Here is a 15,827-nt window from a genome sequence, read left to right as displayed (position 1 = left end):
ACAAAAAACCAATTAATTTAATGTTAAAGCACTTCTACACGTACTTTTTTACTTTTTAATAGAGAACGAGAGCTTTTTCAAAACAAAAAACCGCTCCAATTTCCTGAAGCGGTTTTACTATAAACACTTTATAATTTAAAGATAATGATTACAAATCAAAGCTGATACCTTGTGCCAATGGTAACTGAGTACCGTAGTTAATCGTATTGGTTTGTCTTCTCATATAGGCTTTCCAAGCATCTGAACCACTTTCGCGACCACCGCCTGTTTCTTTCTCGCCACCAAAAGCACCGCCAATTTCGGCACCCGATGTACCGATGTTTACATTGGCAATTCCACAGTCAGAACCGGCATGCGAAAGGAATAACTCCATCTCACGCATATTGTTGGTAAATATCGACGATGAAAGCCCTTGCGGTACATCGTTCTGCATCGCGATAGCCTCTTCGAGGTTGCTGTACTTCATTACATAAAGTACCGGTGCAAATGTTTCGTGTTGTACTATCTCGAAGTTGTTTTCTGCTTCTATAATACATGGCTTAACGTAGCATCCGCTTTCGTAGCCTTCGCCCTGCATAACACCGCCTTCTACAATTACTTTACCGCCTTCTGCTTTAGCTTTCTCTATAGCGTTCAGGTAGTTGTTTACAGCATCTTTATCAATAAGCGGCCCTACGTGGTTGTTGCTGTCCAGTGGGTTTCCTGTTTTTAGCTGACCATAGGCGTTTTTAAGCACCTCGATAGTTTTATCATACATGCTTTCGTGTACAATAAGTCTTCTGGTAGTAGTACAACGCTGTCCTGCCGTACCTACCGCGCCAAACACCGCACCTACCAATACCATACTAAGGTCGGCATGTTCTGATACGATAATGGCATTGTTACCGCCAAGCTCAAGGATAGTGTTACCAAAACGCTCGGCAACGGTTTTAGATACGTGACGCCCTACGCGTGTAGAACCTGTAAACGATACCAGTGGCATGCGTTTATCGTTGTTCATACGGTCGCCGTTATCCCTGCCGTTTATCAGGCAGCTAACGCCTTCGGGTATATTGTTTCTTTCTAATACGGTTTGTATAATGTTTTGGCATGCTATACCGCACAATGGTGTTTTTTCGCTTGGTTTCCAAACGCAAACATCGCCACACACCCAAGCCAGCATTGCGTTCCAGCTCCATACCGCTACCGGAAAGTTGAATGCCGAGATGATACCTACGATACCTACCGGATGGTACTGCTCGTACATACGGTGCATGGGGCGTTCGCTGTGCATGGTAAGCCCGTATAACTGACGTGAAAGCCCTACGGCAAAGTCGCAGATGTCTATCATTTCCTGTACTTCACCAAGACCTTCCTGCAGGCTTTTACCCATTTCGTATGAAACAAGCTGCCCCAGCGGTTCTTTATATTTGCGAAGTTCATCGCCCATCTGGCGTACTATTTCGCCTCTTTTTGGTGCAGGCACAAGCCTCCAGCTTTTAAATGCTTCGGCTGCTTTTTCCATAGCTGCCTCATAATCTGCTTCGGTAGAGGCTTGTACTTTCGCGATAAGCGTACCATCAACCGGTGAGTATGATTCTATTATTTCACCATTGGCAAAATTGTTGCTTCCGGTAGATGTGCCTTTGTTTATTTCTTGTATGCCCAGTTTAGAAAGGGCTTCCTGAATACCAAATTGATCAGTTAATGTTGCCATATTTTAACTTTTATGCTGTTTAATGTTATATTTTACAAATATAATCCTTTTTTGCTTTTTTGATAATTTAATATGCCTGTGTATGTTAGGAAATAATTATTTCGCAGTAATTGTGGCAAAAAACAAAGAGGTTTGTTATTCTTCTATTTTACAAATCGAGGATCTGTTCCCATAACTGTACCGCAATTACCGCAGGTACGCAATTTTTCGGAGTTATAAAAATGCTCAAAATGGGGCAGGAAGTCTTTTTCTATATCGTGCAGTTCAAAATATACTTCGTGCAGCTTGTGGTTGCAGTTTTCGCAATGCCACAGCAACCCATCGGTAAAGCCTCTTCCGGCTCTTACCCTTTCTACCACCAGCCCTATAGAATTTTCTCCTCTAACTGGCGAGTGCGGTATTTTTGCCGGGTGCAGGTACATGTCGCCCGCGGTAAGCTCCATTTCTTTACGCTCGCCGTCTTCTTGTATTACTACTTTTATAGTGCCTTCCAGTTGGTAAAAAAGTTCTTCGGTTTCGTTATAATGATAATCTTTTCGGGCATTGGGTCCTGCCACTATCATTACAATATAATCGTCGGACAGGGGATATATGTTTTTATTGCCTACGGGTGGTTTTAATAAGTGGCGGTTATCTTCTATCCATTTATTAAGGTTAAAAGGTGGTAGTATTGCCATAATAATATGCTTTAAAAATTTGTACTAAAGGTACTAAATAAAAAAGGTTAGCCGAAGCTAACCTTTGTATAAAAGTGGGTGTGATTTTACATTTCTTTTATCAAATAAAGATATACGGGAAAGTGGTCGCTATAGCCCGGCACACCGTTCCAGTTTCTTTTTGGGTAGCCTTTGTACTGCCCGGAATCCTGCATGAGGTATGACTTGTTGAAAACGCCTGCTTTCCAAAAGGTAAAGTTGCTGTAATCTTTTCTTATTAACGGTTCTGACAGTATCATTTGGTCAAACAAATCCCAAGCATCGCGGTAAGCCAGTGTTCCTATCCCTCTTTCAGACATTTCTTCCATCGGGTTATACAGCCCTTGTTTTTCAACATCTTCTTTAGCAGCTTTTGCTCCCAATACTTTTTTCACGCTTTTATTGTACGGACCATCGTTAAGGTCGCCCATAGTAATAATTTTAGCATTAGGGTTAATGCTGTATAGCGAGTCGATAATTTTTTTGTTCAGCGCAGCGGCAGCCTCCCTGAACGGGCTGCTTCTTTTTTCGCCTCCTGAACGTGATGGCCAGTGGTTTACAATAAAGTGGATTTCTTCTCCATCCAATAAGCCTGTTACTAACAGTTGGTCGCGGGTATATACCCTTCCTGAATCGTCAGCTTCAGTTTTATCATCCGTTTTTTCTTCGTCCTCTTTTTTCTTAGTCTTTACTTTGGTGTCATCCTTGTAAATTATAAGTGGTATGTTCTTATAGCTGGTAGGTACAAAATATTGTTTTTGGTACAGTAGCCCAACATCTATACCCCTTTTGTCAGGAGAGTCAAAATGAATAATACCATAGCCTTTTCCGGCAATGGAGGGTTCTTTTACAAGGTCTTCCAGTACGCGTCTGTTTTCTACTTCACAAACGCCAAGTATTGTAGGCGAATTTGGGTTGTTGCTGCCTGTACCTATTTCCGAAATTACTTTCGAGAGGTTTTGCAGCTTTTTTTGGTACTTCTGCGGTATCCAGCTCTGTCCTCCTGTTGGCAGCCACTCTTCATCATTTATCTTAGGGTCATTCGTTGTATCAAAAAGGTTTTCACAATTATAAAAAGCGATGGTGTGCACTTTATACTTTTTTTCCTGTCCGAAGGCATTAAAAATTGAAATTAGTACAACAAAGAGAGCCAGTGATTTTTTAAACATTCTGTAACAAATATTAAGTTAACGTCAAATTTTCTAACAAAGTAGGGGTCAAAAGTAGTTATTATTTTTAAATGCTTTACATTTGCGCCCGTTAAGAAATATTTAACTTAACAAAAAAGGAAATAATTTAAACTATCTATGAAAAAACTAGTATTCAGCCTTTTAATAGTTATGCAGGTGATGGTTGCATGGTCGCAACAAGCTGCATCTGTAAGAGGTACAGTGGTCGATTCTAAATCGCAAGACCCTTTGCAAAATGTTACGGCAACTTTGCAAGGCACAAACCAAACAGTGTTGACAAATGCAGAAGGTGTATTTATTTTTGAAAGCGTTCCTGAAGGAAACCTGACATTGACTATAAACACAACGGGCTTTACTGTAAAAACGCTTAACCTTGACGTGAAAAAAGGAGAAACGATTGATGTGGGTGTAATTGTGCTGGAGGATGATATCACTACAGAGCAACAACTAAGCCTTGTTACCCTTACTGAAAATGATTTAGGCGATGATAACGGAGGTTCTGAAAGTACCGCAGGTTTGCTACAGGCATCGAGAGATGCATTTATGGAGGCTGCTGCCTACAGTTTCGGTCAGGCACGATTTAGAGTCAGAGGGCTTGATAATGAGTACGGAAGAACAATGATAAACGGTGTGCCAATGGATAAAATATATGACGGCAGACCGCAATGGAGTAACTGGGGCGGACTTAACGATGCTACCAGAAATCAGGAATTTACAATAGGTTCTGATGCTTCGGACTATGCTTTCGGGAGCCTGCTGGGTACTCAGGAAATTAATACCAGAGCTTCTATTTTCAGACCGGGTACCAGAATATCGTTTTCGGGTACTAATACTAACTATAGCTGGAGAACTATGGCTACTCACGCATCCGGTATGAGCACCGAAGGATGGGCTTATGTTATTTCGGCTTCAAGAAGATGGGCTACAGAGGGTTATTTTGAAGGGACTGATTATGATGCCAACTCTTTCTTTGCCAGTATTGAAAAGAAAATAAACGACAGCCACAGTCTTAACTTTACCAGTATTTATGCCTACAACAGCCGAGGTAAAAGCTCGCCTAACACACAAGAGGTTATAGACCTTGCGGGTGAAAAATACAACTCCTACTGGGGTTGGCAAAATGGTGAAAAAAGAAACTCACGCGATAAAGATGTGGAAGAGCCTATATTTATGCTTAGCCACTACTGGCAAATAAACAATGAGACTTCGCTTAATACTAATATTGCTTACCAGTTTGGTAAAATAGGTAACAGCAGGCTGGATTTTAACTACACCCGAAACCCGGATCCTACTTACTACAGAAACTTACCAAGTTTTTATACTACTCAGCATAATTTTCCTGCTCCTGATAACGGGCTGCCAGAATATGTGGGTAACAATACCGAAAACCTGTATAATGCACAACTTGCAAAAGAGAGTTTTCTTGCCAACAAGCAAATAGACTGGGACAAACTTTATGAAGACAATCAGGAAAACGGAGAAAGCCTTGCAGTACTTTATGAAGACAGAACGGATGACAAAATGTTTACTGCCAACAGTATATTGAACTCGCACCTTACAGATAATATAATACTGAATGCGGGTATAACTTACAGAAAATTAAAATCGCACAACTATCAAAACCTGTTAGACCTTCTTGGCGGTACCGGTTATGTTGATATCGATCCATTCCTTATTGGAGATGCAAGACAAACTGACCTTAACAACCCTAACAGGGTGGTGGGTGTAGATGATGCATTTGGTTATAACTACAACTTGTTTGCCGATGTTATTGATGCCTTTACACAGTTTAAATTTACCTACGGTAAAGCTGATTTTTATCTTTCTCAAAACTTCTCAAGATCGGAATATCAAAGAGAGGGGCTTTACAGAAACGGTAACTATGCTGACAACTCTTTTGGCAAAAGCGAAAAGAAAGAGTTTAACAACTTTGGTTTTAAAGGAGGTTTTACCTATAAAATCACAGGTCGTCACATACTTGACTTTAACGGTTTGTATATGACCAAAGCGCCAACACTAAGAAATTCTTTTCCTAATGCAAGATTAAATAATAACTTTGTACAAGGACTTGAAAACGAGAAAATTATGGGTGGTGATGTAAGCTATATTATAAGAACTCCAAATCTTAAAGCACGTATTACAGGGTATTACTCTAAAATTACTGATGCTACCGATATAGGTTTCTACTTTACAGAAGGGCTTGGCGTACTTACTGAAGAAGGAACTCAGATATCTGAAAACGGAAATGCTTTTGTATCAGAAACAGTAACCGGTCTTGACAGAGTGAATATGGGTGGTGAACTTGGTATAGAGTATAAACTTACCTCTACCATTACTGCCACTGCTGTTGCCGCTTACGGACAATATACTTATGACAGTAACCCGAACGTTAAACTAAATGTAGATAATATACGTTCTACTGTTAATTTCGGGCGTGCTACTATGAAAGATTACAAACAACCGGGTATGCCGCAACAGGCTTACTCTTTTGACCTTGAGTACAGAGATCCTCACTACTGGTGGATTGCAGCAAGTGTAAACTACCTTGCAGACAGCTATGTAGATATCTCTCCGTTGTTAAGAACCGATAACTTTTTCATTAATAATGAAGACCCTAACGGTTTCCCGTTTGGGGAAGCAACGGAAGAAGGAGCAAGACAGTTGCTAAAACAAGAAAAGCTTGATCCTGCTACTCTTATTAACCTGAAAGGTGGTAAATCATGGAGAATAACTTATGGTAAAACAATAGGTTTCTTTGCAAGTATTAATAACGTGTTTGACTTTTCATACAAAACAGGTGGATTTGAGCAAGCAAGGAATGCAAATTACAGGCAGGTTAGTCAAGACCTTGCAGGCCCTACACGCTCTTTCGGTTCTAAATACTTTTATGGTTACGGAAGAAACTTTTTCGTAAACTTATACTTCAACTTCTAATCAAATTAAAAAAAAGAATATGAAAACAAATTTTGTAAAATCGATTTTAATCATGGCGATGGCAGCCGTTTCTCTCACGAGCTGCGTTAATGACGATGACTACTCAGTGCCTGCACTGGAGTGTAATGAGCCGAGTATGACTAATATTACTCTTAAAACTGTACAGGAAATATATGATAATGCTACCGAAACAGCTACGATATATGAAAGTGCAGATCCTAACAACCCGGATGTTATAGAGGCTGTAGTAGTATCAAGCGATAAAGGTGGTAACTTTTACAAAACCTTATACCTTAACAACATTGTTACTGTAGATGGAGAGCTGCACGCAGGAACAATAGGTTTCTCGGTGCAAATAAACCAGGCTGACTTGTTTACTGATTACGGTTTAGGAAGAAAGGTTTATATTAACCTTGAAGGTCTTTATGTACAAATAAGAAGCAACACCCTGCAAATAGGTGCGCTTTATAACGGTAACGTAGGGCAAATACCAGCATTAGAGTATCAAGACCACATTACCAGATCGTGTACTATAATACCTGAAGAAAACCTTATCAATGTGGTTACTAATCTTAGCGATGCGCTTAGCGATAACTACATCGGAAGGCTTATCTCTCTTGAAGGAGTACAGTTTACAGATGCATCACTTAACCAAACTTACTATAATGCAGGTAACCTGGATGCAGGCGGTCAAACACTTACTTATATTACAAACTCTGAACAGGAAACTGTAGCTATGCCTTTCAGAACAAGTTCTTTTGCTGACTATGCCGGTACGGAAGTATCGCCAAACAGCGGCAGAATAATAGGTATTCTTACTAAGTTTAGCACTACTTATCAATTTGTATCTCGTTATGAGGCTGACTTACAGCTAACAGAAGAGCGCATAGGCGGTGAGCCCGTAGAACCGGGAACTCCTTTCTTTACAGAAGATTTTGAAGATGCTGTAGATAATACTGACTTTAATTTTCCGGGATGGTTTAACATTACTGAATCTGGTTCGAGAAAATGGAGTGAGCAGACCTATACTCCTCCCGGAGGAACCTCAAACGGTTATGTTGAATTTAGTTCTTTCGGTTCGGGTAGTGCCCTTAACGTAGCATGGTTAATAACTCCTGCAATGGATTTTGATGCTAATACAAACGTAACGCTACAGTTTCAAACAGCGCAACACCACCTTGATGTTGATAATGACGGTAATAAACTTGAAATATTTGTTATTACAAACTTCGACGGTTCTGATATAGCAGGTGCAACTAAAGTTGATGTTACCGGTCAGGTAGCACTGCCTACATCATCAACAAGCTGGTATGAGTTTGTTAACTCAGGTGCTGTAAACCTTTCTTCTTACACAGGTCAGGTACACATTGGTTTCAAATTTACAGGTTCCGGTATAGATGAATCACTTGACGGTGCTTTCCAAATAGATAACCTTGTACTTAGCGGTAACTAAACCAACACTAAGTAACAGTATATAAAAAGCGGGACATTTTACAATGTCCCGCTTTTCATTTATTTATATATCATCCAAAAAAAAGATTATGCAAAATAGTAGATACTATTCTTCTTCCTCGGCATTGTTATCCCTGTAGTCGGGATATAAAAAGTTATTATACGGAAAACGGGTAATATGTATTTCTCTTACCGCCTGATATACTTTTTCTCGAAACTCCTCAAAATTCTCTTTATTTACTGCCGATATAAACAGCGCATTCTGCTCCCCCACATTTGCCATCCATGTAGCCTTCCATTCCTCTATAGTATTATGTTTCGGTGTCTTTTCAGTAACCAGGTCATCTTCATCAATAGTCAGGGGCTTGTATGCATCTATTTTATTAAAAACCATAATCGTTGACTTATCAATACAACCTATATCCTGCAATATTTTATTTACCGATGCAATATGGTCTTCAAAATCAGGATGCGAAATATCTACCACATGCAATAACAAGTCAGCCTCACGCACCTCGTCCAGTGTGCTTTTAAACGACTCTATAAGCTGTGTAGGCAATTTTCGGATAAACCCAACGGTATCTGATAACAAAAACGGCAGGTTTTTAATAACCACCTTGCGCACGGTAGTATCCAACGTTGCAAAAAGCTTATTCTCTACAAAAACCTCGCTTTTGCTTATTACATTCATAAGGGTAGATTTTCCCACGTTGGTATAACCCACCAATGCCACACGAACCAAAGCACCTCGGTTGCTGCGCTGTACAGACATTTGCCTGTCTATCGTTTTTATTTTATCCTTCAGCAACGCAATCCTGTCACGCACAATACGCCTGTCCGTTTCAATTTCCGTTTCACCGGGGCCACGCATACCAATACCCCCGCGCTGGCGCTCAAGGTGAGTCCACATACCACTAAGGCGGGGCAGCAAGTATTGGCATTGTGCCAACTCCACCTGCGTTCGGGCATAGGACGTTTCGGCACGTTGTGCAAAAATATCAAGTATCAGGTTCGTTCTGTCCAAGACTTTGCAGTCCAGTATCTTGTTCAGGTTTTTTTGCTGGGCAGGCGTCAGTTCATCATCAAAAATAATAGTCTTAATATCATTTTCCTCAATATAATGATGTATTTCGTCTATCTTACCCGTACCTAAAAAAGTTTTGGGATTAGGGCGTTCCATTTTTTGTGTAAACCTCTTTACCACTTGGCCGCCCGCCGTAAAGGTTAAAAACTCCAGTTCGTCAAGATATTCCGATAACTTCTCTTCATCTTGCTGCTGCGTTACAACTCCCGCAATAACTGTTTTTTCGAAATCTATAATTTCTCTTTCAAGCATAATTTTGTTTATAAAGCAAAAATACAAAAAAAACAAGGTGCTTTTTTAAGTGTTTGTTTCATAAACATAATTTTTGGTTCAGTTATGTTAAATTTCAATAAAATGTTATGAATAAGTTATATTTTTTTAAATTTGAAGATTAAAATTAGCTAAACCTTTAATCTATGAAAAAAATTATCCTTTTATTTTTCATGTCATTCCTCTCCTTATGTGCTTTTGCACAGGGTCTTCCTTTGGAAGGATTTGACACTCCGGGTGTGTTTCCTCCAACAGGATGGGAAGTACATGACAACGGAATTGGACCTGCCGCCTATTGGATGCAGGCTACAGGAACTGGGCCTCAACCGTATTACAGTGAGCCTCACGCCGCTTACCTTAACAGGGAAAACGTGGCAGCGGGTATTCCTGAAGACTGGTTGGTAACCCCCGCCTTTGAAGTTCCTGATAATCCACAGCTTCGCTTTTGGTCGAGGTTAACTCTTGGTGGAGATGACGGATCTATTTACCGTATAATGATAACAACAAACGTTACAGATGCGTTTGATGCTACTAATTATACCAACATTCAGGAGTGGACGGAACTTGAAATCAACCCGTCACAAACTACTTATACTGAAAAAATAGTAACTATCCCTGACACTTACATAGGTCAGGATGTAAAAATTGCTTTTGTAATGGCTGCCGATAACGGCGACCGTTGGCTTGTTGACGATGTACAGGTAGTACAACAATGTCTTGATCCTACAAATCTTAGCACGTCTCTTGTTGGTCTTGACTCTGCAGAGCTTGACTGGGACAATACAAGTGGTGCAACCTCTTGGGAGGTAATAGTACTTCCTGCTGCAGGTATTCCAAACGTTGACGGTATAATTTATAATGGTGAACCGCCTTATACTGCTACAACATTATTTGATGGAACTACTCCTTTGGAGGAAAATACGGATTATAAATTTTATGTTCGTGCACTCTGTGCCGATGGAGGAACCAGCGAATTAGTTGGCCCTTTCTTGTTTAGTACGGTAGCCTTAGGAGAAACCTGTGGTGCTCCGATAGAAGTTACGACATTACCTTACTCTACAACAGATAATACATCCGGTTATGGAGATGATTATAACGGAAGCCCCGGAGCATCAGGTTGCGGTAGTACCTCCGGATACCTTAATGGTGACGATGTGGTATACTCCTATACTGCTGCTGCTGATGGTGTTATTAGTTTAGATATGACTAATACCGGCACGTATGCCGGATTATTTGTTTATGATGACTGTGCTGATATTGGCGTAAGCTGTATTGCAGGTGGTGTTGGTGGTTTTGCCGCAACCCCTGTTAGCATACCCACACTGTCGGTTACTGCCGGAACAACTTATTACTTTGTAATATCTACATGGGCTGCGCCACAAAGTACAGCCTATACACTAACAATACAACAAGTATTTTGTGCACCCCCCGTTGGGTTGCCTACTACCGGAATAACTCAAACTACTGCTAACCTGTCTTGGACAAACCCAAGTGGTGCTACAGCATGGGAAGTTGTTGTTCAGGCTCCGGGCTCAGGTATTCCTACCGGATCTGGAGATCCTGCAGCTACAAACACTAACTATTTAGAAGATGGACTTACAGAATCTACCCTATATGAGTATTATGTGAGAGCCGCTTGTGGCGATGGTACTTTTAGCGCATGGGCAGGTCCTTATAGTTTTGGTACAACTTGTGGTTCATTTGCTGTTCCTTTCTTTGAAGGGTTTAACTCTGATTCTCCAACACAATTATGCTGGACGGTGTTGAACTTAAACGGCGATACGGATGCATGGGATATGAATTATGCAACAAATCCATTTGAAGGCAACCAGTCTGCTATGATGTATACTGACTTTAACAATGGTAATAATAACGATTGGTTAATTTCGCCTACCCTTACCCTTACAGGTAACCAAAGGCTGAAATTCCACCAAAGGGTACAATCAGCAGGAGAACCTAATGATTTTGAAGTACTTGTTTCTACTACAGGTATAGATCCTGCTGACTTTACATTGACACTTATACCATTGGCATCATACAACAATACAACGTATGTAGAATATATTGTAAACATTGTTGATGGCACTAACACTCCAATAACAGGAGATGTAAATATTGCATGGCACGTGCCAAACGGTGGTCTTGACGGATGGAGACTTTATATTGACAATGTAATTGTTGAAGATATACCATCATGTCCGGATCCTACTGATTTAACTGCGGGTAACTTCCAGCCTAACTCGGCTGATCTTTCCTGGACGCCGGGCTTTAACGAAACCGCTTGGGAAGTTGTAGTACAGGCACCCGGTGCAGGTGAGCCAACCGTAGCAGGAGAGGCTGTAACAACAGATCCTGAATATACTGCCGGAACGTTAACATCAAATACAGCTTATGAATATTATGTAAGGGCAAATTGTGGCGTTGATGATTTGAGTAACTGGGTAGGTCCGTTCCAGTTCACTACAGCTTGTGATCCTTTCCCGGTTCCTTTCTTCGAAGGGTTTAACTCTGATTCTCCAACACAAAACTGTTGGACAGTACTGAACCTTAATGGCGATACGGATGCATGGGATATGAATTATGCAACAAATCCATTTGAAGGCAACCAGTCAGCAGCAATTACCACTGATTTTAATGGTGGTAATAATAACGATTGGTTAATTTCGCCTACGCTGCTTCTTACAGGAAACCAAAGGCTGAAATTCCACCAAAGGGTACAATCAGCAGGAGAACCTGATGCTTTTGAAGTATTATTATCTACCACAGGTACTGATGCGGCAAGCTTTACAGTAGAGCTTATTCCTTTGACTACCTATAGTAATACTACTTATGTAGAGTATATTGTAAATCTTTTGGATGATACTGACACTCCTATATCAGGACCTGTAAACATTGCATGGCATGTGCCTAACGGCGGTCCTGACGGATGGAGACTTTATATTGATAATGTAATTGTTGAAGATATACCATCATGTCCGGATCCTACGGCTTTAACTGCGGGAAACTTCCAGCCAAATTCAGCAGATCTTTCCTGGACACCCGGCTTTAACGAAACAGCCTGGGAGGTTGTAGTGCAAGCACCCGGTACAGGTGAGCCAACTGTTGCAGGTGAAGCTGTAACAACAGACCCTGAATATACTGCTGAGACTTTAACATCAAATACAACTTACGAATATTACGTAAGAGCAAACTGTGGTGTTGATGATTTGAGTAACTGGGTAGGGCCATTCCAGTTCACTACAGCATGTGATGCTTTTGATGTTCCTTTCTTTGAAGGCTTCAACAGTGATTCTGAAACGCAAGCCTGTTGGACAGTATTAAATGAAAATGGCGATACGGATGCGTGGGATATGAATTATACGCCAAATCCATTTGAAGGTAACCAGTCTGCCATGATGTATACTGACTTTAACAATGGTAATAATGATGATTGGCTTATTTCGCCAACAATCAACCTTACGGGTAACCAAAGGCTGAGATTCCACCAAAGGGTACAATCAGCAGGAGAACCTAATGATTTTGAAGTATTATTATCTACCACAGGAATAGACCCTGCAAACTTTACAGTAGAGCTTATACCTTTGGCTTCATACAATAATACAGAATATATCGAATATGAAGTATTTATTGATGATGCTACTAACACACTTATATCAGGCCCTGTAAATATCGCATGGCACGTGCCAAACGGCGGTCTTGACGGGTGGAGGATATATATCGATAATGTAATTATAGATGACATCCCTACATGTCCTCAGCCTATAGATATTGCTGTTTCTGAAATCAGTAATACAACAGCCACTATAGGGTGGACAGAAATGGGCTCGGCAACAGCATGGGAAATATTCGTAGTACCTACAGGCGATCCTGCTCCTGCAGATGACGCTGTTGGAATACCTGCAGATTCAAACGCATTTACACTTCCTGAAGGAACAATTGATGCAGGTCTTATTTATGACGTATATGTAAGAGCAAACTGTGGTTCTGATGATTTAAGCTTATGGTCAGGTCCTGAAACTTTCACTTCAGCACTATGCCCGTTAGAAGATCAGTGTGGTTATGATTTTGTAATGACAGATACCGGTGGCAACACTTGGAATGGCAATACCATGTCGGTAATACAAAACGGTATTATCGTAGCTACACTAACAGGTCCTACAAATGCCGATGGCACAAACCCTGTTACACAAGTAGTACCAATGTGTCCCGGAATACCATTTGATTTAGTATGGAATAATGATGGCTTCTCAGATGAGCAAGTAGGTGTTTCAATTGTTAATCCTTTTGATGAAACAATATTTAATAAACCTCCTGGTGAAGGCTCAGCTCCTTCAACAATATATGAAGGTATTCCTAACTGTGAGCCTATAACTTGCCCTCAACCAACAGATCTTATATCAGAAGGATATAACTTCGATTCTGTTCAACTTAGTTGGACACCGGGCGGTACAGAAACAGAATGGGAAGTTGTAATACAAACTTCGGGGGGTGCATATCCGGGAGAAAACCCAACATCAGTAATATCTGTTGATGACAATCCTGAGTATATCGTTACAGGCTTAAACCCGGAACTGTTCTACGAATATTATGTAAGAGCAATATGTGGTCCCGGCGACGAAAGTTTCTGGAGCGGTCCGTTCGAGTTTAGCCTATTCAGCCCTCCGGGTTGTGCGGCAGTTGATGTATTTGACGATGAATTAGAAATTATTGCTCCAAACTCTGAAATTAGCCTTTGCCCCGGCGATGATGCTTGTTTTGATTTTAGTGCTAATTATTATCAGCTAAAAGAAACTGATTCTTATAATGTAGAATCTATACCTTACGATCCTCCTTACCCATTCCTTGGAGGTACAGAGTTAAACGTAACAACCGATGATATTTGGTCTCCTGTGGTTGACCTTCCTTTCGAATTCTGTTTCTTTGGTGAAACTTTTGATGAAGCCAAGGTAGGTTCTAACGGTGTTGTAATGTTTGGTGATAATATGACTGATGCAGGTAACTGTCCGTGGTCATACACCCAAACAGTACCAAATACAGCATTCCCGATAAAGAATGCTATCTACGGTGTTTACCAGGATATTAACCCTGCTGTTGCAGGCAGTAACGTGAGCATTAACTACCAGGTACTAGGTAACTACCCTTGTAGAGCACTTGTAGTAAACTACTACGATGTTCCTCAGTTCTCTTGCGGATTGGATGTAGGTACACAAACTACTCAGATAGTTATTTATGAAGTATCTAACATTATAGACGTATATGTAGAAAGCAGAACCCCATGTACCGGATGGAACGGTGGTCGTGGTGTTATCGGTATCCAAAATGCAGCAGGAACTGAAGGTTTCACACCTCCGGGACGTAACACAGGTACTTGGACAGCTACTGAAGAAGCTTGGAGATTTACACCGGATGGCGACAACCTGAGTGTAGTATTCGAGTGGTTGGTAAATGGAGATTTTGAAACAAATGATACCGATCTTCAGGTTTGTCCTACAGAAGAAACCCTTTTAACTGCACGTGCAACTTATACTGCATGTACAGGTGAGGAAATTGTAAAAGAAAATAACTTTACAATATATGTAGGTCAGCCAATAGATGCTAATGAGCCACAAGATTTAACCGCTTGTTCTACAGGTGAAGAGGTTACTTTTGACCTTACTGAAAGCTTAGAAGGTATAATGGACGACCCAACAGGGTATAACTTTACATTCTACGCATCACAGGAAGCGGCAGAACTGGGCGGAAATGATAACCTACCGGAAATGTACACTACGGATACAGACCAAACGGTGTATATAAGAATTACGGAAGGTAATATAGATTGTCCTATATTCAGGTCGTTTGAGTTAACACTTACCAACATACCGCCGGAATTTACCGTAACAGAAGATATCACAGTATGTGAAGGAACAGAGGTAACACTGGAAGTATTTGCAGGCAACTTTGACCCTAACTCTCCGGATGTTGAGTACTCATGGGCACTTGGAGGCGGAGATCTTGGTCTTACCACACAATCCATAACCGTAACAGCACCCGGTATATATGAAGTAACCGTAAACAATGCAGGGTGTGTAGGAACTGCTGAGATAGAAGTAACAACAGTACCGGCTCCTGTAGTGGATGTATTAGCTGATGTTACAGCTTGTGACAGCTATGTTCTTGAACCACTAAATGTAGGCGACTACTATACCGAAGCAAACGGAGCAGGAACACTGCTAAGCGCAGGAGAGGCAATCACGTCAACACAAGAAATTTATATTTATGCTACAAATGCAAACTGTAGCGGCGAAAGCAGCTTCACAGTAACTATAAATGATACCCCTGTAGTAACCACACCGGGCGACCAAGTAGCCTGCGAAAGCTACGTACTGCCAGCCCTTACCGTAGGTGACTACTATACAGGAGCCGGCGGAACAGGAACCATGCTTAACCAAGGCGAGGCAATCACTACCGATCAAACCATCTTCATCTACGCAGCAACAGGCACAACGCCAAACTGCTCTGCCGAA

Annotated in this window: 7 protein-coding genes; 3 read left to right on the top strand and 4 right to left on the bottom strand. The window is 41.0% G+C overall.

All coding sequences use genetic code 11. The annotated features are described in order from the left end of the window. Nucleotides 1-148: 148 nt before the first annotated feature. The 3 genes from amaB to E0W68_RS13095 form a co-directional block, all read right to left on the bottom strand. Nucleotides 149-1,696 carry an L-piperidine-6-carboxylate dehydrogenase gene (gene amaB, locus E0W68_RS13105; RefSeq protein ID WP_135219896.1) on the bottom strand — a complete coding sequence of 516 codons (1,548 nt, stop codon included), beginning with the start codon at nt 1,694-1,696 and terminating at the stop codon, nt 149-151. Nucleotides 1,697-1,839: 143 nt separating this feature from the next. Continuing rightward, entirely contained in the window at nt 1,840-2,373 is a 534-nt protein-coding gene (locus E0W68_RS13100; protein WP_135219895.1) for a 3-hydroxyanthranilate 3,4-dioxygenase, read from the bottom strand. 86 nt (nt 2,374-2,459) lie between these two features. Further along, nucleotides 2,460-3,560, bottom strand: a complete 1,101-nt coding sequence (locus E0W68_RS13095; protein WP_135219894.1) for an endonuclease/exonuclease/phosphatase family protein — start codon at nt 3,558-3,560, stop codon at nt 2,460-2,462. A gap of 138 nt (nt 3,561-3,698) precedes the next feature. On the opposite strand from E0W68_RS13095, the gene E0W68_RS13090 reads away from it, so the two are divergent. Next, a complete protein-coding gene (locus E0W68_RS13090; RefSeq protein WP_135219893.1) occupies nt 3,699-6,515 on the top strand; it encodes a TonB-dependent receptor in 2,817 nt (938 codons plus the stop codon). Nucleotides 6,516-6,534: 19 nt separating this feature from the next. Continuing rightward, nucleotides 6,535-7,968 carry a DUF5689 domain-containing protein gene (locus E0W68_RS13085; RefSeq protein ID WP_135219892.1) on the top strand — a complete coding sequence of 478 codons (1,434 nt, stop codon included), beginning with the start codon at nt 6,535-6,537 and terminating at the stop codon, nt 7,966-7,968. A gap of 105 nt (nt 7,969-8,073) precedes the next feature. Here E0W68_RS13085 and hflX read toward each other — a convergent pair whose 3' ends face one another. Continuing rightward, nucleotides 8,074-9,303: a GTPase HflX gene (gene hflX / locus E0W68_RS13080; protein ID WP_135219891.1), complete on the bottom strand. Its 1,230-nt coding sequence runs from the start codon at nt 9,301-9,303 to the stop codon at nt 8,074-8,076. Between the two features lie 164 nt (nt 9,304-9,467). Between hflX and E0W68_RS13075 the strand changes: the two genes are divergently transcribed. After that, nucleotides 9,468-15,827: choice-of-anchor J domain-containing protein (locus E0W68_RS13075; RefSeq protein ID WP_135219890.1), on the top strand; the 6,360-nt coding region annotated here is incomplete at its 3' end.

The sequence above is a fragment of the Flavobacterium salilacus subsp. salilacus genome (assembly GCF_004634195.1).
Classification (GTDB): Bacteria; Bacteroidota; Bacteroidia; order Flavobacteriales; family Flavobacteriaceae; genus Flavobacterium; species Flavobacterium salilacus.
Note: the sequence above shows the minus strand (reverse complement) of the source record. Positions and strands in the feature narration are given on the sequence as shown.

Excerpts from the sequence above, each read along its gene's own strand:
- amaB (WP_135219896.1), bottom strand. The coding sequence starts at position 1,696 with ATGGCAACATTAACTGATCAATTTGGTATTCAGGAAGCCCTTTCTAAA.
- E0W68_RS13100 (WP_135219895.1), bottom strand. The coding sequence starts at position 2,373 with ATGGCAATACTACCACCTTTTAACCTTAATAAATGGATAGAAGATAAC.
- E0W68_RS13095 (WP_135219894.1), bottom strand. The coding sequence starts at position 3,560 with ATGTTTAAAAAATCACTGGCTCTCTTTGTTGTACTAATTTCAATTTTT.
- E0W68_RS13090 (WP_135219893.1), top strand. The coding sequence starts at position 3,699 with ATGAAAAAACTAGTATTCAGCCTTTTAATAGTTATGCAGGTGATGGTT.
- E0W68_RS13085 (WP_135219892.1), top strand. The coding sequence starts at position 6,535 with ATGAAAACAAATTTTGTAAAATCGATTTTAATCATGGCGATGGCAGCC.
- hflX (WP_135219891.1), bottom strand. The coding sequence starts at position 9,303 with ATGCTTGAAAGAGAAATTATAGATTTCGAAAAAACAGTTATTGCGGGA.